This window comes from Microtetraspora niveoalba, from assembly GCF_001570405.1.
Taxonomy (GTDB): Bacteria; Actinomycetota; Actinomycetes; order Streptosporangiales; family Streptosporangiaceae; genus Microtetraspora; species Microtetraspora niveoalba.
Genome location: NZ_BBYM01000043.1, coordinates 15,432 through 33,341, shown reverse-complemented (window position 1 = coordinate 33,341; position 17,910 = coordinate 15,432). Strand labels below are relative to the sequence as shown.

Genomic DNA, 17,910 nt, shown 5'->3' with positions numbered 1-17,910 from the left:
GGAGATCCTAATCCGCGGGGGATCGGGACCGTTCAGTCACGGTCAAGCACTGTCGCCTGGCGGACAAGCGCCCCCGGGGCCGCGGGCCGGAGACTCGGACGCAGCCCAGGCATGAGAGGCGACGCATGTCCGTTTCACCACTTTCATCGCTCACCTTCCCCGGTACGGCCGCCGGCCTGTTCGTCGGCGGGTCGTGGCGGCCCGCCTCGGACGGAGGGGAGTTCACCACCGTCGACCCGGCGAACGGCCGCCCGCTGGCCCGGGTGGCGACCGCGTCGGCGGCCGACGTGGACGACGCGGTGGCCGCCGCGGCGGAGGCGTTCGGCCCGTGGGCCGGCGTGGCCGCCCCCGGGCGGGCGCGCCTGCTGTGGCGGCTCGCCGACCTGATCGAACGGGACGGGGACGAGCTGGCCCGGCTGGAGACCCTCGACAACGGCCAGCCGTACGGCGTGGCCAGGCAGGTGACCGTGGCGGGCGCGGCGGAGCACTTCCGCTACTTCGCCGGGTGGGTCACCAAGATCGAGGGCAGCACGGCTCCGCTCGGGAACCCGGAGGTCTTCCACTACACGCGGCGCGAGCCGGTGGGCGTGTGCGCGCTCATCACGCCGTGGAACTTCCCGCTGATGATCGCGGCGTGGAAGCTCGCGCCCGCGCTGGCCTGCGGGAACACCGTCGTGCTGAAGCCCGCGGAGCAGACGCCGCTGACGACGCTCCGGCTGGCCGGGCTGGTGCGCGAGGCGGGGTTCCCGGGCGGCGTGGTCAACGTGGTCACCGGCGGCCCGGAGGTCGGCCGGCTGCTCTCCCGGCACCCGGGTGTGGACAAGGTGTCGTTCACGGGGTCAACGGAGGTCGGCCGGGAGATCCTGCGCGCCTCCGCGGACGACTTCCGCCGGGTGACGCTGGAGCTCGGCGGCAAGACTCCGATGATCGTCGCGCGGGACGCCGACATCGACGCGGCGGTCGCCGGGTGCGTGCAGGGGGCGCTGTTCAACTCGGGCCAGGTGTGCGCGGCGTACTCCCGCTTCTACGTGGACCGGGCGCGGGCGGCCGAGTTCGTCGACAAGGTCGCCGCGGCGGCCGAGGGCATGCGGCTCGGGCCCGGCATGGACGAGGCGACCCAGATGGGGCCGCTGGTCAGCGAGGAGCACCTGGGCCGCGTGGACGGGTACGTCCGGGCCGGCGTCGAGCAGGGCGCCACCCTGGTCACCGGGGGCGGCAGGGCCGGAGGCGCCCTGGAGGAGGGGTACTTCTACCACCCGACCGTCTTCTCCGGCGTCACCGACGACATGACGATCAGCAGGGACGAGATCTTCGGCCCGGTCATCCCGGTGCTGACGTACGACGACCCGGAGGAGATCGTGCCCCGGGCCAACGACAGCCGGTACGGCCTGGCCGCCTCGGTGTGGACCCGGGACGTCGCGACCGCGCACCGGATGGCGGCGGCGATCAGGGCCGGCGCCGTGTTCGTCAACATGCCGCACACCCCCGACCCGGCCGCCCCCTGGGGCGGTTTCAAGGCGAGCGGCCTCGGACGGGAGATGGGCCGCTACGCACTGGACGCCTACACCGAGACCAAGGGCGTCTTCATCAACCTCGCGGAAGGAGCCTGACATGGCCACACCCCTGGAGATCGTCGAAGCGCACTACGCGGCGTCCGCGCGGGGCGACCTCGACGGCATGCTCGCGTCGTTCGCGCCGGACGTCGAATGGACCGAGATGGCGGGCTTCCCGCTGGCCGGGACGTACGTCGGGCCGGACGCGATCCGCGCGGGCGTGTTCGGGGCGCTCAAGGCGGACTGGCCCGATTTCGCGGCGGAGCCGTACGAGCTGGTGGCGGCGGACGGCAAGGTGATCGCCTTCGGGGAGTACTCCGGCACGTACGCGCCGACGGGCAGGGCGATGCGGGTGAAGTTCGTCCACTACTGGCAGGTCCGCGACGAGCGGGTGGTGCGGTTCGAGCAGTTCACCGACACCCACCTCGTCCGGGCGGCGATGGCGGAGTGACCCGGGCCCGCGTCAGTCGCGGGTGAAGCGGCGGAGCGCGCCGCGGAGGCGGTCGAGCAGCAGGGGCTGGGAGCGCGCGGGATAGCCGGCGGTGAGCCGGGTGTCGCGCGCCTGACGCAGCTCCGTGAGGGCCTCGGCCGCCTCGGGGCGTTTGCCCGGCGTCTCGTCGCGCATCCGGCGCAGCAGGTCCATGATCTCGGGGGCGACGCCCGCGGCGGCGGTCTCGATGTCCGTGCCGGGGGTGGGGAGCTGTCCGGTGAGGATCTGGAACGCGATGACTCCGGCGGCGTACACGTCGGAGGCGGCGGTCATCCGGTCGGGCCGCAGGCGGCACTCGGGGGCGACGTAGTGCGTGTCGAGGACGTTCGGCAGCTCGTTGGCCACGGTGTGCTTGCGCGGCCCGGGCTTGGCGTAGTCGAAGCCGGTGAGCACCGCCTGCCCGCTCTCGGTGACGAGCACGCAGGCGGGGCTGAGCGCGCGATGGATGACCTGGTTGGCGTGGACGTGGGCCAGGCCGGCGAGGATGTCGTCCACCATGTCGAGGCGGGCGGCGGTGGCGGGCATGCGCCCGGCGAGGCGCAGGTGCAGGGCCTGCCCGTGGACGTCGTCGAGCACCAGCACGAAGCGGCTCTCGTCGTCGATGGCGAAGAAGTCGCGCGAGCGGGCGACGCACGGATGCGCCGGGATCTTGGCGAGCGCCTGGTAGGCGTTGGCGATGCGCCGCTGCTCGGCGACCCGCTGCTCGCGGTCGGCCAGCGGGTCGGCCTGGTAGACCCGGAGCAGGACCGTCTCGCTGGCCGGGGCGGTGGCGTTGACCGCGCGGTACTCGGTGACCCGGGTGTCGCCGCCGAGCTGCTCCTCGACCTTCCAGTTGCCGAACCTGGGCGGCGCGGTCGAGCGGCGCACGGTGCCGTTCAGCGCCTCGATGAGCGCCGTGCGGTACGGGGTGGCGTCGGGGCTGCAGCCCTGCCGGACCCGGGAGGCGTCGCCCAGCATCCCGACGAGGCCGTGCAGGTTGGTGACGTGCCGGGCGTCGCGCCCGCTCGGGTCGACGAGCACGGCGTCGGGCGCGGTCAGCACCACCACGCTGTCGACGTAGACCCGGTCGAGCCCCCGGTGGATGTCGAGGAGCACTCCCTTGAGCGCCCGGGCGGTGCCGCGCAGCTTGGCGACGGGCGAGCCGAACGCCTCGCCGCCCCGCTGCGGGAACCAGCGCGTGCCGGAGACCTCGAAGCGGCCCCGCGCGCCCTTCACGTCGATCACGCACAGCGAGTGGCCGGTGATCACGATCACGTCGACCTCGAACAGGTCGGCGCCGCGCGGCACCTCGATGTTGTGGAGCAGCAGCCAGTCGTCCGGGGCGTGGTCCCGGAGGTGGGCGATGACCCGTCGCTCCGCGTCATTGACGGGGCTTCCGCCACCGACGATCTGAGCCATCTCCCCGTGCCGCCTTTCTCACCAGCATTCCCGGAGGTCATCCTTCTGGATCCGGTGCCCACGCGCCAGGCCGCATCCAGTCTTCATGATCCAGTCTTCATGATCCGGGTTCTGTGACCACTGCCGGGTGTCGTGGAAACTCGCGCCCATACCGAGTGTAATCGGACAGTCGCCGTACGTGTCGTCCGAGGGTGTGTCGAGCGGGATGAGCGTGAGCCGCACGGCCGGTTCCTCTCGTTCACAGGGTGATGAAGGTCAGTCCCCGGCCCTGGAGCGTGGGGATCACGGTGGTGAGGGCGCGGAGCGTCTGGGCGCGGTCGCCGCCGCCGTCGTGGCACAGCAGGATGCTGCCCGGTTTGGCGTGCAGCAGTTCGGCCTCGATCGCTCCGCTGCCGGGGCGGGCCCAGTCCCTCGGGTCGATGTCCCAGTCGAGCGGCTGCATGCCGCTCCCCGCGATGGTCTCGAGCACGGCGGGCGACCAGGAGCCTCCGGGCGCGCGGAACAGCCGCGAGGTGACGCCGGTGGTGTTCCAGATCTCGCGGAGCGCGCCGGTGACCTCGGCGCTCATCCGCTCGGAGGACAGCCCGGCGAAGGGCTGCGGGTGGCTCATCGTGTGGTTGCAGATGGCGTGGCCGGCCGCCACGATGCGTTTCAAGAGCTCCGGGTGCTCGCGTACGGCGTCGCCGACCACGCAGAAGGTGGCGACGACGTGGTGTTGCGCGAGGAGGTCGAGGACCCGCGGCGTCCACTCGGGATCGGGCCCGTCGTCGATGGTCAGGGCGATCGAGTTCGGCGGGGCGGCCGGGTTGAGCTCGCTTATCTGGTGGATGGGCTTGCGGGACGGGACGGCGACCGGCTGGAACGTCGGAGTCGGTGACGGGCTCGGCGAAGGGCTGGGCCTGTTCGGTCTCCCGCCCGCCCCGGGCGTGCGGCCGCGCTTGTCGGCGACGTTCCGGGTTCCCGGGGCCTGCGTGTCCGAGCAGGCCGCCAGCGCTCCTTCGACGGCGACCAGAACCGCCAGGTAGATGGCCCGGCGTCTCCCTATTTCATCCATATTGTCGTCTTTTCCGGTGGGGGGTCAGCTCAGAACCAAGGCCGTCTCACTTCTCGGGTGCCTGACGAACTCCCTGGCGTGACGGGCGCGGAAATAAGATCATTCGTGCGTCGGGGAACGGGACGAAGCACCGCACGAGAGGGGCGGCACGGTGGTCACCGGAGAGGTTTCGTTCGAGGAACTGGCCGACGGTCTGATCCAGGCGCTGGAGGACGTCTCCGCGGCACTGAGCCGCATCCTGGAGACCGGCGGCTGGCCGCAGAAGGTGCTGGCCAACAGGAAGGTCGCCGACCAGGGCACCGTGTCGCGGTGGCTCAGCGGAGGCGAGCAGCTCGCCCAGGGGAACAAGCTCCCCGGCGCGGCCGTCGTGCACAAGATCATCGCCGCGCTGGACCTGTCGAGCGCGGACGCCGAGGAGCTCCTCGCCCTGGGACGCCGGGTGGACGCGCTGCGGGAGCGGATGCAGGCCGTGGAACGGGCCTGGCGGGCCCGCGCCGCCAAGCACTACGCGGAGCGGTCGGGAACGCCCTCTTTCATGCCGGGACTCTCACCGGGCCCGGCCGGCGGTACGGCGGCGCCCGGCGGCGCCGTGGAGGCGGGCGGGGACTGGCGGCGCAGGGCCCTGGTGTTCGGCGCCGGCGGGGTCGCCGCGCTCGCGGTGAGCTGGGCCATCTGGCAGTGGTGGCCCCTGACGGGCGGGTCCGGCGGGCCCGGGGCGGGACGCCCGATCTCCGTGACCGCCCTGCCGACGTCCGCGCCGCCCGACGTGGTCCCGGGGTACGGCATGCATCTGGTGACCAAGCGCATGGCCGTACGGCTGCCGTCTCGCTCCTGGAGTCAGGACGCCCGCGGCGACATCGAGATCTGGGCGAACAAGACCTGCCCGCCGGGTGTCGCGGCGTACTGGATCGCCCTGCGGCCGAACGGTGAGACGGTGCGGTTCGCCTGCGGCTCGTGGCAATACCACAAGTGGGCCGGGGTCACCGCCGGAACGCACTTCCTCGAGATGTGGAAGGCGGACGACGGGCTGGCGATCGCGGGCGAGAGCGTGGTGCGCTCCAGCGTGCCGATCGTCGAGCATCCCAAGACGCCCCTGCCGAGCCCCTGAGATAAACCCGGAAAGAGCGGGGGAACGACCCTCCGGAGACGATGGGGGGTCGGGCGATGAGACTTGCGGGCGCCCGCGTACTGATCACCGGCGCGTCCTCGGGCATCGGGGCCGCGACGGCGCGGGCCATGGCGGAGGCGGGCGCCGATCTCGTGCTCGCCGGCCGCGACCGGGAGCGGCTCGCCGCCGTCGCGGAGGAGACCGGCGGGCTGGCCGTCGCCGGGGACCTCACCGCCGGGGTCGCGGCCCTGGCCGGGCGGGCCGGGCCGGTGGACGTCATGGTCGGCAACGCGGGCCTGGGGTGGGCGGGGCCGTTCACCACCATGCCGGACGGCGTCGCCGAGGAACTGGTCGCGGCCAACCTGATTGCCCAGATCGCGCTGACCCGGTCGCTGCTGCCCGGGATGGCGGAGCGCGGCCGGGGCCACCTCGTCTTCGTGTCCTCGATCGCCGGAGCGGTCGGCGTCCGCGACGAGGCGGTGTACGCGGCGACCAAGGCGGGCCTGATCGCCTTCGCCGAGAGCCTGCGGTACGAGGTGCCCGGGATCGGCGTCTCGGTCGTCCTACCCGGCGTGGTGGACACGCCGTTCTTCGCGCGGCGGGGGGCGGCCTACGGCCGCCGCTGGCCCGCGCCGATCCCGCCCGAGCGGGTCGCCCGGGCCATCGTCGCCGCCGTCGAGCGCGGCCGCGCCGAGTCCTTCGCGCCGGGGTGGCTGCGGCTGCCCGCCCGGATCCGCGGCGCGGCCCCCGGCCCCTTCCGCGCGCTCGCGGGGGTGTTCGGCCGGCCGGTCAGCCGCCGCGCACGGCCCGGAGCGACTCCTTGAGCGAGGAGAGCGTGGCGAACACGGCGGTGGGCTCGTACCCGCAGTGGGCCATGCAGTTCGCGCAGCGGGGGTCGCGTCCCCGGCCGTAGGAGTCCCAGTCGGTGTCCTCGACCAGCTCCCGGTAGCTCGCCGCGTACCCGTCGGACATCAGGTAGCAGGGGCGCTGCCAGCCGAACAGCGAGTACGACGGGATGGCCCACGCCGTGCACGGGAAGTCGACCCTGCCCTCCAGGAAGTCGAGGAACAGAGGCGTGTGGTTGAACCGCCACCGCCGCCGGTTCCCCCCGGCGAACGCCTTGCGGAACAGCTCCCTCGTCTCGCGCACGCCGAGGAAGTGGTCCTGGTCCGGGGCCTTCTCGTACGCGTACCCGGGCGAGATCATCATCTCGTCCACCTGGAGGTCGTCGTTGAGGTAGTTGAGCACGTCGATGACGGTCTGCGGGCTGTCGGTGTTGAAGAACGTGGTGTTCGTGGTGACCCGGAACCCGCGCCGCCGGCACTCGCGCACGGCGGCGACCGCCTCGTCGAACACGCCCTCCTTGCACACCGACGCGTCGTGCCGCTCGCGCAGCCCGTCGAGGTGGACCGTCCACGCGAAGTACGGCGACGGCTCGAACTGGTCGATCTTCTTCGGGATCAGCACCGCGTTGGTGCAGAGGAACACGTACACCTTCCTGTCGACGAGCTCGCGCACCATCTCGGCGATCTGGGGATGCATGAGGGGCTCGCCGCCGGCGATCGACACCATCGGCGCCCCGCACTCCTCCACGGCGGCCACGGCCTGCTCGACCGGCATCCGCCGCTTGAGCACGTCGGCCGGGTGCTGGATCTTGCCGCATCCCGCGCATTTCAGGTTGCAGGCGAACAGCGGCTCCAGCTCCACCAGGAGCGGGAACTTCGTCCGCCCGCGCAGTTTCTGGCCGAGGATGTAGCCGCCGATGCGCAGGGCCTGCCGGACCGGCATCGTCATGGTGTCCGCACCTCCTTGGGCAGGGTGAACCGGATCGTCTCCTCGGCGACCCGGTGCTCCTCGACGGTGACCGGGCCGAGCCCGCGCAACGCGGCGACGACCGCGTCCACCAGGGCGGGCGGGGCCGAGGCGCCCGCGGTCAGCCCGATCGTGCGGGCTCCGGCGAGCCAGTCGAGGGCGATGTCGCCGGGGTCGTCGACCAGGTGCGCGGGCGCGGCGCGGCCCGCCACCTCGGCGAGCCGCCGGGAGTTGGACGAGTTGGCCGAGCCGACGACGAGCACCAGGTCGGACCCTTCGGCCACCTCGCGCACGGCGTGCTGCCGGTTCGTGGTGGCGTAGCAGATGTCGTCCTTCTGCGGGCCCTCGGCGTCGGGGAACCGCCGCCGGATCGCGGCGGCGATGTCGGCCGCCTCGTCCACGGCGAGCGTGGTCTGCGTCAGGTAGGAGACCCGGCGGCCGTCCGGCAGCTTCGCCACGTCGCCGACGTCCTCGACGAGCACGGCGGAGCCGGGGATCTCGCCCAGCGTCCCCTCGACCTCCTCGTGCCCGGCGTGCCCGATCAGCGCCACCAGGTCGCCGCGCGCGGCGAACCTGCGCGCCTCGGCGTGCACCTTCGTGACGAGAGGGCACGTCGCGTCGATCACCCGCAGCCCGCGCGCCGCCGCCTCCTCGCGTACGCCGGGGGCCACGCCGTGCGCGGAGAAGACCGTGACGGCCCCCTCAGGCACGTCGTCCAGCTCGTCCACGAAGACGGCCCCGCGCCCCTCCAGATCGCGTACGACGTGCAGGTTGTGCACGATCTGCTTGCGCACGTAGATCGGGGGGCCGTACTGGTCGAGGGCGCGCTCCACGATCTCGATCGCCCGCTCGACCCCGGCGCAGAAGGAGCGCGGCGCGGCGAGCAGCGCGCGGCGCGGTCCGCACGCCGCCGCCCAGCGGGCCAGCGCGGGGCCGGCCCGGCGCAGCGTGCGGCAGGCGAGGACGCCGCCCCGGATGGTGGCCGGGCGCAGCAGCGGCACCGCGGGGGTGTCCACGATGACGCGCACCGCCACGAAGGGGCGGCCCGCCGCGACGGCGGCCACCGGTCCCGACTCCATGTCGACGGCCAGCGCGCCCTCCTCCGCGAGCCGGCGCCGCTCCGCGCCCGTCACGATGTGGTCGGAGGTGGCCAGCGGCCCGGTGCGTACGGGCAGCCCGGCGCGGGCCAGCTCCCCGGCGAGGAGCGGCGCGGACGGGCAGGGCAGCGTCCGGCCGCCGAACCGGACCTCACTCGCCACCAGCACGTCGCCGGGCCGCAGATCGTCGCTGAGCGCGCCGCCGAAGCCGGCCACGGCCAGCGCCGCCGCGCCGCGCAGGCGGTCCTCGGCGCGTCCGGCCGGTCCCGGCCCCATGCCGGTCCTGATCACCTCCACCCCCCCGGCCGCGCGGGGCAGGCCCTCGCGTACGGCTCTCGCCTCGATGCCGAGGGCGGTGCAGATGACGGCGTTCACCACAGGGTCGGTCACGGCGAGGCCCCTTCTTCACCCGCCCGCACGTACCGCCCCAGCGCGCTGACGGGGAAGACGAGCCGGTAAAGGTGGTAGTTGATGTAGAAGTCGCCGGGGAACCCGGTGCCGGTGAAGTACGGCTCGTCCCAGGTGCCGTCCGGGCGCTGGGCGCCGACCAGCCACGCCACGCCGCGCTCCACGGCGGGCGAGCGGATCTCCCCGGCGGCGAGCAGGGCGAGGAGCGCCCACGCGGTCTGCGAGGGCGTGGATCTCCCCCGGCCGATCCACGCCGGGTCGCGGTAGGACCGCATGTCCTCGCCCCAGCCGCCGTCGTCGTTCTGGTGCGCCTCCAGCCAGGAGACCGCCCGCCGCACGCACGAGGCGCCGGGCCGCACCCCGGCCGCGACGAGCGCGGGCACCACGGCGCCGGTGCCGTACACGTGGTTGGCCCCCCAGCGGCCGAACCAGGACCCGTCGGCCTCCTGGTGGCGCAGCAGCCAGACGACCGCCCGCCGTACGACGTCGGAGGCGGGCTCCTCGACGGCGAGCGCCTCGACGACGTGCGCGGTGACGTCGGCGGACGGCGGGTCGATGACCGCTCCGAAGTCGCAGAACGGCAGCCGGGTGCACAGCTCGCGCGTGTTGTCCGCGTCGAAGGCGCCGAAGCCGCCGTCCCGCGACACCATGCCGTTGACCCAGCGCAGGGCGCGGTCGACGGCGGGGCGGGCGTCCGGATGCTTCACCCGGCGCAGGGCCAGGATCGCCTCGGCGGTGTCGTCGATGTCGGGGTAGGCGTCGTTGTCGAACTCGAACGCCCAGCCGCCCGGGGCGAGCGACGGCCGCCGCACGCTCCAGTCGCCCGGCCCCGTGATCTCCTCGCGGAGCACCCAGTCGGCGGCGTTGACGAGGGCGGGATGGTCGTCGGGCAGGCCGGCGTCGAGCAGCGCGTTGACCGCGAGGACGGTGTCCCACACCGGGGACTGGCACGCCTCCAGCCTGCGCCCCTGCTCGTCCCTGATCGTGAACCGCTCCAGGCCCTCCAGGCCCTTGCGCATGACGGGGTGGTCCAGGCGGTAGCCGTACAGGTCGAGGGCGATCAGCGAGTACACCCACGGGGGCTGGATGCCACCCCACGAGCCGTCCAGCTCCTGCCGGTTCACGATCCACTCGGCCGCCCGCCGCTCCGCCGCGCGGCGCAGCCCCCGGATCGGCAGCCGCTCGTACTGGTGCAGCATCCGGTCGAGCGTGTGGAAGAAGCCGTCCCAGCCGGTGCGCGGCCCGCGCGGCGCGGGCCGGCCGGTGCGCAGCTCGGCCAGCCCGAACGGCAGCGGCCGCACCGGGCGGCGGGCGCTCACGATGGTGAGCGGCACGATCGTCTGCCGGGCCCAGCACGCGAAGTCGTAGACGTTCAGCGGGAACCACGGCGGCAGGAAGATCATCTCGGGTGGGAGGACGGGCAGGTCGCGCCACCGCCACTGGCCGAACAGCGCCAGCCAGATGCGGGTGAACACCCGGGACGCCTCGATCCCGCCCGAGTCCCGCACGAACGCGGCCGCCGTGCGCATGTGCGCCGCGTCCACCGGGTCCCCGGCCAGCCGCAGCGCCGCGTACGCCTCGATCGTGGTGGACAGGTCGCCGGGGCCCGCGTGGAAGTTGGCCCAGGTGCCGTCGGAGCGCTGCTGCGAGCGGATCCAGCGGGCCGCCTCCGCCGTGTCCTCCTCGGTGCGTACGCCGAGGAACTGGCGCAGCAGCAGGTCCTCGGCGTCCATGGTCACGTTGGTCTGCAGCTCGGCCTTCCACCACCCCTCGGGCGCCTGGAGGCCGAGCAGGTGGTCGCAGGCGGCGTCGAGGGCGAGCGAGGCGGAGCTGGGAGCGGCGACTGTGGTCATCTCAGTGTCCCCGGGACGTCAGGAAATGGGCGATGTCGAGGAACTCGGCGCGGACCGCCGAGGGCATGTCGGCGTCGGCGAGGTGGCGTTCGGCGGCGTCGAGACGGTGCTTGGCCTCGGTCTCGCCCCAGGAGCGGCCGCCCGCCTCCTCCACCAGCGCGGCGGCGTCGCGCAGGTCGGACTCCGAGAGCGGCTCGGTGCCCGCCATCAGGACGGCGAGCCGCTCGCCCGCGCGGGTGCCGCTGGTGAGCGCGGCGACGATCGGCAGCGACTTCTTGCGGGCCCGCAGGTCCGACAGCACCGGTTTGCCGGTCGCGGCCGGGCTGCCCCAGATGCCGAGCAGGTCGTCGGCGAGCTGGAAGGCGAGCCCCGCCTCGGCCCCGAACGCGGCGAGGGAGGCGATGAGCGGCTCGGGGCCGTCCACCGCCATGGCACCGATCGAGCAGGCGCAGGCCAGCAGCGCGCCGGTCTTCTGCGTGGACATCTCGCGGCACTCGTCCAGCGTCACGTCGGAGCGCCGCTCGAACTCCAGGTCGAGCGCCTGCCCGGCGATCAGCCGCCGGGTGGCCGCGGCGAGGCAGCGGGTCGCCGGGACCCGCCCCGGGCAGCCGTCCTCCAGCAGCAGTTCCCCGGCGAGCGACAGCAGCGCGTCACCGGCGAGGATGGCCGCCGACTGGCCGAAGACGGCCCACGCGGCCGGCCGGTGCCGCCGCATCCGGTCGCCGTCCATGATGTCGTCGTGGAGCAGCGAGAACGCGTGCACGAGCTCGACCGCCGCGGCCGCGGCCGGCGCCTGCTCCGCGCCCGCCGCCCGCGCCGACAGCACGGCGAGGGCCGGCCGCAGGGCCTTCCCCCCGGGCGTGACGGGACGGCCCTCGGGGTCGGCCCAGCCGAGGTGGTAGGCGGCGACGCGCCGCGTGATCGGGTCGAGCCGGGCCACGGCGTCGCGCAGCACGGGCTCCACCAGCCCGCGGGCGGCCATGACGGCCGGCGGGATGACCGCCCTCACCGGGCCGCCCCCGTGGTGAGAGTCCCCGCGTCCAGATGACGCCTGGCCAATCTGGCCGCGTTGAGTCCGCTGCGCACGGCCGCCTCCATCGTGTCGGGCCAGCCCGTGTCGGTCCACGCGCCGGCGAGGAACAGCCCGGGCCACCGGGTGGCGGCCTCGGGGCGGAGCGCGCCGCTGCCAGGCCCCTGGCGGAAGGTGGCGCGACGCTCTCTGGTGACGAAGAAGTCCGTGACCCGGGCCCGTCGCGCGCCGGGGAAGAGCCGTTCGAGCGCCGGGACGAACACGGCCCGGGCCTGGGCGGTCGGCCGGTCGATCCAGCGGTCGGCGGCCGATACGGAGACCGCGAGGTACTGGCCGTCGCGCAGCCCGGCGACCCGCGTCTTGTCGAACACCCACTGCACGGGCGAGTCCACGACGGCGGCGAACGGCAGGCCGGTCACCCGCCGGTCGTAGACGACGTGGACGTTGACGATCGGGCTGGCCGACAGGCCGCTCCAGCGGTCCCGGTCCGGCGCCGCGTCCGGAGGGACGAGCCCGGCGGCCTGCTCGTGCGGGGTGGCGACGATGACGGCGGACGCGTTCACCCGCGCGCCGTCCACCACGACCACCGGCCCCGGCTCGATCGCCTTGACCTTCGACGACAGCAGCACGCTGCCGCCGAGCCGGGTGATCGCGGCCCGGGCGGCCGTGCCGTGCAGCTCGCCGAGCGGTACGGCCGGCACGCCGATGTCGGCGGCGTCCGCCCGGCCGAACAGCGCGGTGCGGAACACCATCGCCGCCGGCCCGAGCGCCGCGTCGCCCGCGCACACGTTCAGCGCGGCCACCGCGAACAGCTCCCACAGGGCGCGCCGCGCGGCGTCGCGCTGCCCGTGCGCGGTGAGCCAGGTCGCGAGGTCCACCCGGTCGAGCGCGGGGTCGGCCGGGTCGAGCCGCCGCAGGGCGAGCGAGCCGCGCATCGCGCGCAGCCGGTCGGCCGGCGCGAGCAGCGGGTACCGCGCCAGCGCCGGCATGAGGTGGAGCGGCCCCGGCAGGGCCGAACGGCGCAGCCGCGCCGACCGCCCGTCCGGGGTGAGCACCCGTACGTCGAACCGGTCCTGCAGGTCTACCCGGGACGCGCAGCCGAGCCGGTCGAGCAGCCCCCGGTAGGCCGTGCAGCAGCGCAGGAACACGTGCTGCCCGTTGTCCACCACGAGCCCGTTGCGGGTGAACGAGTGCGTCGCGCCGCCGAGCCTCGGCCGGGCCTCGTACAGCGTCACCGGGACGCCGGCCTCGCCGAGCGCGACGGCGGCGGCGATGCCCGCGAGGCCGCCGCCGACGATCGCGACCGGATCCCGCGTCATCGGCCCGCCCCCGCGAGAGCGCGCGCCGCCACCATGGCCTTCGCCCACGGCGGCAGCGATAACCGGGCGGTCAGCGCCACGGTCGGGTCCGCCGCGATGCGGTCGAGCAGGCAGCGGTAGATCCCCGCCATCGCCGCGGTGCAGGCGGCGCTGCGGGCGTCGAGCGCGGGGAGCAGGCGCATCCCGTCCGCGAACCACTCGCGGGCGCGTACGGCCTCGTAGCGGACGAGCGTGACGAGCCGGTGCGGCGGGTCGGTGAAGCGGCCCGCCCCGTCGAGCTCCAGGGTGCAGCCGAACCGTTCGAGATCCTCGATCGGCAGGTAGATCCGCCCGGCGAGGCGGTCCTCGCGCACGTCCCTGAGGATGTTGGTGATCTGGAGCGCGACGCCGAGCGCGTCGGCGAGCGGAGTCGCCGCCTCGGGGTCGTCGGAACCGAAGACGCCGAGCGAGAGCCGTCCGATCGACCCGGCGACGCACCGGCAGTAGGCCACCAGCTCGTCGAATCTCGCGTACGTCGTGCCGCGCACGTCGGCGGCGCATCCGTCGATCAGCTCGCCGAACGCGGCCAGCGGCAGCGGGTAGCGCCGGGCGGCGTCGTGCAGCGCGACCAGCACGAGGTCCGGGCCGCCGGGCGCGCCGGGGAGCGGCGGGGCGTCGAGCGCCTCCCGCGCCGCGTTGAGCCGGGCCAGCCGCGGCCCGGTCGGACCGGGTCCGTCGGCGATGTCGTCGATGCGGCGGGCGAACGCGTACACCGCGCTCAGCGCGCGCCGCTTGGGCGCCGGGAGCAGGCGCAGGCCGTAGGAGAAGTTGCGCGCCTTCTTTCGCATGATCTGCTCGCAGTGCTGGTACGCCTCAGGGACGCCCACGGCCCAACCCCCTTCTCGCCAGGATGCGCAACCACGCCGTCGCGAGGCGCGTGCCGCGCGGCCGTACGGCGCGCCCGAGAACGTCGTAGCCGGCCTGTCGCAGGGCGGCGATGGTGGCGTGGCCCCCGGCGAGGTAGCCCGCGATGGCGAAGCGGGCCAGCCCGCTCACCGAGGCGACGAGCGGGTCGCCCTCGTGGAGCAGCCCTTCGGCCCGTTCGGCCTGGAGCGCGACCACGTCGCGCAGCCGCCCCGGGGTGCTCGCCCCGACGAGGTCGGCCTCCGTGCAGCCGAACCGCTGGAGGTCCTCCTTCGGCAGGTAGATCCGGCCCCGGGCGTAGTCCTCGCCGACGTCCTGGCAGTGCTCGATGATCTGCAGCGCGGTGCACACGCGGTCGGAGAGGTCGAGGCGGTCGGGGGCGGCCAGACCGAACACGTGCAGCACGATGTGCCCGACCGGGTTGGCGGACAGCTCGCAGTAGTCGAGCAGCTCGTCGAACGTGGTGTACCGGGTGACGGTCTGGTCGCGCCGGTTCGCCTCGACCAGGCGGTGGAAGGGCGCCGCGGGGATGGAGCAGAGGGTGACGGTCTCCTCCAGCTCCCGTACGGCGGGCAGGTAGGGGTCCCGTCCGGTGTAGAGGCGGTGGAGGTCGGCCTCGACGGTGTCGAGCAGGCGCAGCGGGTCGCCGTTCCCCGGTTCGTCGCCGATGTCGTCGACGAACCGCGCGAAGCCGTACACCGCGAGGAGGTGACGGCGGTAGCCGCGTGGCAGCAGCCGGGAAGCGACCGGGAAGTTTTCCCGGCGCGCTTTGAGTGCGACGTCTCGTGCGTCGTCTCCCCCCGATGACATAAATTGAGGCTGTCCGTCGTGGGCGGCCATAAACGCGGAGTCCCGGGTCATTGGGATTTGCCGGGCGTGAGCTGGGCGAATATTTGTTGTCCGGACGTGCCGCCGCATTTCTGATAATTCACCGGCGATTTGTTTGCCGGGTGGTCCGTTTAAACCGGCGGGCGAGGAAAGAGTGGAAATTCGGAGGTAAATCAGCGGTGCGATCAGTGGAGGCCGTGGTCCCGCAGCGGCCCGACGCGCAGGCCCGCCGCGCGGCAGGCGGCGACCAGCCGGGGCAGGGCGCCGAGCGCCGACCGCCAGCAGCCGGGCGCGGAGGTGTGGTCGGTGTCGTGCAGCAGGAGGGTCGCGCCGCCGCGCAGGCCGGGGGCCAGGGCGGCCACCACGGAGTCCGGGCTGGCCGCGGGGGTCCAGTCCCGGCCCCACGCGGTCCACAACACCGGCCGCAGCCTCCGGAGCCGGGCCGCGGCCAAGGTCTCGGCGCTGAGCACGCCGTACGGCGGCCGGTACCAGCGGGGTGCCGTCCCCGTCACGGCGGCGACCAGGTCGGCGGCCCTGGCCAGCTCGGCCGCCATGCGTCCCGGCCGGGCGAGCAGCGCGTTGTCGTGCCGCCACCCGTGGACGGCGATCTCGTGGCCGTCCCCGGCGATGCGGCGGCCGAGCCCGGGGTGGCGGTCGAGCATCTCGCCGAGCACGAAGAACGTCGCCCGGCAGCCGAGCCGCTCCAGCTCGTCCAGGAAGCGGGGCGTGGAGCGCGGGTCGGGGCCGTCGTCGAAGGTCAGCGCCACGTGCCCGGCCGCGCCGACGCCCGCGAGGCGGGGCGTCAGACGGCGTACGGCGGGCAGCCAGGTGGCGGCGGGGCCGGCGTACAGCAGGGCCAGCCCGGCCAGGGCGGCCGCTCCGGGGCTTCCGATTCTCACATTTCCCGTGTTTCCCATGTTTTCCCAGGTCACGCCGTCGGACGCGCGGCAGGAGAGGCACGGCGATGCCGGCGCGGCGCGCGGTACTGATCCTCAGCGCGAGCATGGGCGCCGGGCACGACGCGGCGGCCGCCGAGCTGGCCAGGCGGCTCGGCGCGCGGGGCGTGACCGCCGAGGTGACGGATGTGCTCGACCTGCTGCCGCTCCGGCTCGGGGCGGCGCTGCGCGGCTGGTACGGCTGGATGGTGGGCAGCGCCCCCTGGTCGTACGAGCTGATCTACCGGGGTTTCTTCACGCCGCGCGGCGGGACCGCGCGTCTGTCGCCCATGACCGCCCTGGTCGCGGCCCGGCTGCGGAGGCTGCTGCTGAACCGGAGGCCGGACGAGGTCGTGTCGGCGTTCCACCTCGCCGCGCAGGCGGCCGGGTACCTGCGGGCGCGCGGCCTGCTGCCGGTTCCGAGCACGGTGCTGCTCACCGACTTCGCGGCGCACCGGCTCTGGCTGCACGCGGGGAACGACCGCTATCTGTGCCCCGACCCGGCGACCGCGCGGGCGGTGCGGGAGGCGACGGGGCGGCCCGCGTCCTGGCACGCCCCGCTCGTCCGGCCGGAGTTCCTCGGGGCCGGGTGGCCGGACGGAGCCGAGCGGCGGGTCCTGGTCTCCGCCGGGGCGTGGGGGGTGGGCGGTGTCGAGCGGACCGCCCTGGTGCTGGCGGGCTCCGGGCGCTATCGGCCCGTCGTCCTGTGCGGGCGCAACGACGCGTTGCGCCGCCGCCTCGGCCACCGCATCGGGGCCTCGGGTACGGTGCTCGGCTGGTGTGACGACATGCCCGCCCTGATGTCGGGGGCGTACGCGCTGGTCGACAACGCGGCTGGGCTGACCTGCAGGGAGGCGATGGCGGCGGGGGTTCCGGTGATCTCCTACCTGCCGATCCCGGGGCACGGGCGGGACGGCGCGCTGGCGATGGCGCGGGCGGGGCTCACCGTGTACGCGCGGGACGCGGCGGAGCTGCTCGCCGCACTCGACCGGGTCGGGACGCCGGCCGGCCGGGAGCGGCACGCCGCGCCCGGGGCCGCCCTGTTCGCCGCCGCGCCCGCCGAGTCGTTCTTCACTCCGAATGGCCCGCCGCCAGGTCCTGGCGGATCAGCGGCGACTGGGCCAGCCTGACGCTGCCGTAGAAGATGAGGCCGATGCCGATCAGCTCGGCCACGATCCAGGCGCCCAGCCGGATGCTCTCGCCGAAGAGCGCGACGCCGAGGCCGATGCTCGCCACGGGGTCGGTGACGTTGAGCGTCGGCTGGACGACGACGAGGTTGCCGCTCTGCAGGGCGTTCTGCAGCAGGAACACGCTGAACACGCCCGCGGCCACCATGGCGTACACCGGCCAGGTGGTCAGGACCTCGGCCTGCTCGGTGTCGAAGAGGCGGGTGCCCTCCTTCATCAGCGCGGCGGTGAACGCGAACCCGAGTCCGGAGGCGGTGCCGAGCAGCGCCGCCCGGTGCGAGCCGCTGCTGATCTTGGCCGCCACGATCAGATACGTCGCGATGGCGCCGCACACGATCGTGACGATGATCCAGTCGGCGGGATCCGGGGCCCGGGTCCCGTGCCCGGGGCTGGCGGCGGCGAGCAGGACCCCCAGCCCGACGGTGACGGCGATGATGGCCTGCCACAGGTTCCAGGTCAGCTTGATCCGGTACATCAGCCAGATGATCAGCATGGTGAAGGGCAGCTCGGTGATGAGCAGCGGCTGCACCAGCGCGAGCGTCCCGAAGTTCAGCGCGCTCGCCTGGAGGAGGAAGCCGCCGATCAGGGCGCCGATGCCGCCCAGCCACACGGGCTTGCGCATCATGTCCCAGAGCAACGTCAGCTTGAAGGCGTCGCTCTCGGGCGCGGTGCGCGCCGCACGGCGCTGCAACACCGAGGAGAGGGCGTTGCAGGCCGCCGCGAGCACGGCCAGGATCACCGCGATCACCGGCGCCCGGCCTTCCGGGGGGCGTGCCGCCCGTCAGTGGTGGTCATAGGGCCGAGCATCGGGGAACCGGCACCGCGCGCAAGCGCTCCACGCCGGTTCCGGCGGGGCCGCGACCGGGCCTTGCCTGCCGCTTGGCCGATCTTCCCTCGCGCCATCAGGTGAGGCTAGGTTAGCCTAAACAAAGTTA

The 17,910-nt window shown here is 74.1% G+C and carries 16 protein-coding genes; 5 read left to right on the top strand and 11 right to left on the bottom strand.

What is annotated here, in order from left to right; all coding sequences use genetic code 11:
• Nucleotides 1–125 precede the first annotated feature (125 nt).
• Nucleotides 126–1,610 carry an aldehyde dehydrogenase family protein gene (locus AWQ70_RS32685; protein WP_067185029.1) on the top strand — a complete coding sequence of 495 codons (1,485 nt, stop codon included), beginning with the start codon at nt 126–128 and terminating at the stop codon, nt 1,608–1,610.
• 1 nt (nt 1,611) lies between these two features.
• Complete coding sequence (locus tag AWQ70_RS32680) at nt 1,612–2,004, top strand: nuclear transport factor 2 family protein (RefSeq protein WP_067185026.1); 393 nt, start codon at nt 1,612–1,614, stop codon at nt 2,002–2,004.
• Between the two features lie 12 nt (nt 2,005–2,016).
• Here the strand turns inward: AWQ70_RS32680 and mads6 are convergent, their stop codons facing one another.
• Together mads6 and AWQ70_RS32665 are read right to left on the bottom strand one after the other, a co-directional pair.
• On the bottom strand, nt 2,017–3,441 hold the full coding sequence (gene mads6 / locus AWQ70_RS32675) for a methylation-associated defense system protein kinase MAD6 (protein WP_067185023.1): 1,425 nt from the start codon (nt 3,439–3,441) through the stop codon (nt 2,017–2,019).
• Between the two features lie 238 nt (nt 3,442–3,679).
• Entirely contained in the window at nt 3,680–4,495 is an 816-nt protein-coding gene (locus tag AWQ70_RS32665; RefSeq protein ID WP_067185018.1) for a polysaccharide deacetylase family protein, read from the bottom strand.
• 151 nt (nt 4,496–4,646) lie between these two features.
• On the opposite strand from AWQ70_RS32665, the gene AWQ70_RS32660 reads away from it, so the two are divergent.
• Both AWQ70_RS32660 and AWQ70_RS32655 read left to right on the top strand, forming a co-directional pair.
• Nucleotides 4,647–5,603: a hypothetical protein gene (locus tag AWQ70_RS32660; RefSeq protein WP_067185015.1), complete on the top strand. Its 957-nt coding sequence runs from the start codon at nt 4,647–4,649 to the stop codon at nt 5,601–5,603.
• Between the two features lie 56 nt (nt 5,604–5,659).
• On the top strand, nt 5,660–6,427 hold the full coding sequence (locus AWQ70_RS32655; RefSeq protein WP_067185012.1) for an SDR family NAD(P)-dependent oxidoreductase: 768 nt from the start codon (nt 5,660–5,662) through the stop codon (nt 6,425–6,427).
• On the opposite strand, the gene hpnH is transcribed toward AWQ70_RS32655, so the two are convergent.
• From hpnH to AWQ70_RS32615, 8 genes are all read right to left on the bottom strand, one after another.
• A complete protein-coding gene (hpnH, locus tag AWQ70_RS32650; RefSeq protein ID WP_067185009.1) occupies nt 6,393–7,397 on the bottom strand; it encodes an adenosyl-hopene transferase HpnH in 1,005 nt (334 codons plus the stop codon). The two genes, AWQ70_RS32655 and hpnH, sit on opposite strands and share 35 nt — an antisense overlap.
• Complete coding sequence (gene ispH / locus AWQ70_RS42225) at nt 7,394–8,902, bottom strand: 4-hydroxy-3-methylbut-2-enyl diphosphate reductase (RefSeq protein ID WP_067185006.1); 1,509 nt, start codon at nt 8,900–8,902, stop codon at nt 7,394–7,396. The genes hpnH and ispH overlap by 4 nt, the downstream gene beginning before the upstream one ends.
• On the bottom strand, nt 8,899–10,773 hold the full coding sequence (shc, locus tag AWQ70_RS32640) for a squalene--hopene cyclase (RefSeq protein ID WP_067185003.1): 1,875 nt from the start codon (nt 10,771–10,773) through the stop codon (nt 8,899–8,901). Before shc ends, ispH begins: the two co-directional genes overlap by 4 nt.
• A gap of 1 nt (nt 10,774) precedes the next feature.
• A complete protein-coding gene (locus AWQ70_RS32635) occupies nt 10,775–11,782 on the bottom strand; it encodes a polyprenyl synthetase family protein (RefSeq protein WP_245647255.1) in 1,008 nt (335 codons plus the stop codon).
• Complete coding sequence (hpnE, locus tag AWQ70_RS32630) at nt 11,779–13,122, bottom strand: hydroxysqualene dehydroxylase HpnE (RefSeq protein ID WP_067185002.1); 1,344 nt, start codon at nt 13,120–13,122, stop codon at nt 11,779–11,781. The genes AWQ70_RS32635 and hpnE overlap by 4 nt, the downstream gene beginning before the upstream one ends.
• On the bottom strand, nt 13,119–13,988 hold the full coding sequence (gene hpnD / locus AWQ70_RS32625; protein WP_245647254.1) for a presqualene diphosphate synthase HpnD: 870 nt from the start codon (nt 13,986–13,988) through the stop codon (nt 13,119–13,121). The genes hpnE and hpnD overlap by 4 nt, the downstream gene beginning before the upstream one ends.
• Nucleotides 13,975–14,835: a squalene synthase HpnC gene (gene hpnC, locus AWQ70_RS32620; RefSeq protein ID WP_067184999.1), complete on the bottom strand. Its 861-nt coding sequence runs from the start codon at nt 14,833–14,835 to the stop codon at nt 13,975–13,977. The genes hpnD and hpnC overlap by 14 nt, the downstream gene beginning before the upstream one ends.
• A gap of 203 nt (nt 14,836–15,038) precedes the next feature.
• Nucleotides 15,039–15,752 carry a polysaccharide deacetylase family protein gene (locus AWQ70_RS32615; RefSeq protein ID WP_245647253.1) on the bottom strand — a complete coding sequence of 238 codons (714 nt, stop codon included), beginning with the start codon at nt 15,750–15,752 and terminating at the stop codon, nt 15,039–15,041.
• Nucleotides 15,753–15,817: 65 nt separating this feature from the next.
• Between AWQ70_RS32615 and AWQ70_RS32610 the strand changes: the two genes are divergently transcribed.
• Nucleotides 15,818–16,918 carry an MGDG synthase family glycosyltransferase gene (locus tag AWQ70_RS32610; protein ID WP_067184993.1) on the top strand — a complete coding sequence of 367 codons (1,101 nt, stop codon included), beginning with the start codon at nt 15,818–15,820 and terminating at the stop codon, nt 16,916–16,918.
• Here AWQ70_RS32610 and AWQ70_RS32605 read toward each other — a convergent pair.
• The gene (locus AWQ70_RS32605; protein ID WP_067184991.1) at nt 16,860–17,723 is read right to left on the bottom strand and encodes a DMT family transporter; all 864 of its coding nucleotides are present in this window, start codon (nt 17,721–17,723) and stop codon (nt 16,860–16,862) included. The genes AWQ70_RS32610 and AWQ70_RS32605 overlap by 59 nt on opposite strands.
• Nucleotides 17,724–17,910: the final 187 nt, after the last annotated feature.

Bases quoted from the DNA above. Each gene is read 5' to 3' on its own strand.
- AWQ70_RS32680 (WP_067185026.1), top strand. From the start codon at position 1,612: ATGGCCACACCCCTGGAGATCGTCGAAGCGCACTACGCGGCGTCCGCG.
- mads6 (WP_067185023.1), bottom strand. From the start codon at position 3,441: ATGGCTCAGATCGTCGGTGGCGGAAGCCCCGTCAATGACGCGGAGCGA.
- AWQ70_RS32655 (WP_067185012.1), top strand. From the start codon at position 5,660: ATGAGACTTGCGGGCGCCCGCGTACTGATCACCGGCGCGTCCTCGGGC.
- hpnC (WP_067184999.1), bottom strand. From the start codon at position 14,835: ATGTCATCGGGGGGAGACGACGCACGAGACGTCGCACTCAAAGCGCGC.
- AWQ70_RS32685 (WP_067185029.1), top strand. From the start codon at position 126: ATGTCCGTTTCACCACTTTCATCGCTCACCTTCCCCGGTACGGCCGCC.
- AWQ70_RS32665 (WP_067185018.1), bottom strand. From the start codon at position 4,495: ATGGATGAAATAGGGAGACGCCGGGCCATCTACCTGGCGGTTCTGGTC.
- hpnH (WP_067185009.1), bottom strand. From the start codon at position 7,397: ATGACGATGCCGGTCCGGCAGGCCCTGCGCATCGGCGGCTACATCCTC.
- shc (WP_067185003.1), bottom strand. From the start codon at position 10,773: ATGACCACAGTCGCCGCTCCCAGCTCCGCCTCGCTCGCCCTCGACGCC.
- AWQ70_RS32610 (WP_067184993.1), top strand. From the start codon at position 15,818: ATGCCGGCGCGGCGCGCGGTACTGATCCTCAGCGCGAGCATGGGCGCC.
- hpnE (WP_067185002.1), bottom strand. From the start codon at position 13,122: ATGACGCGGGATCCGGTCGCGATCGTCGGCGGCGGCCTCGCGGGCATC.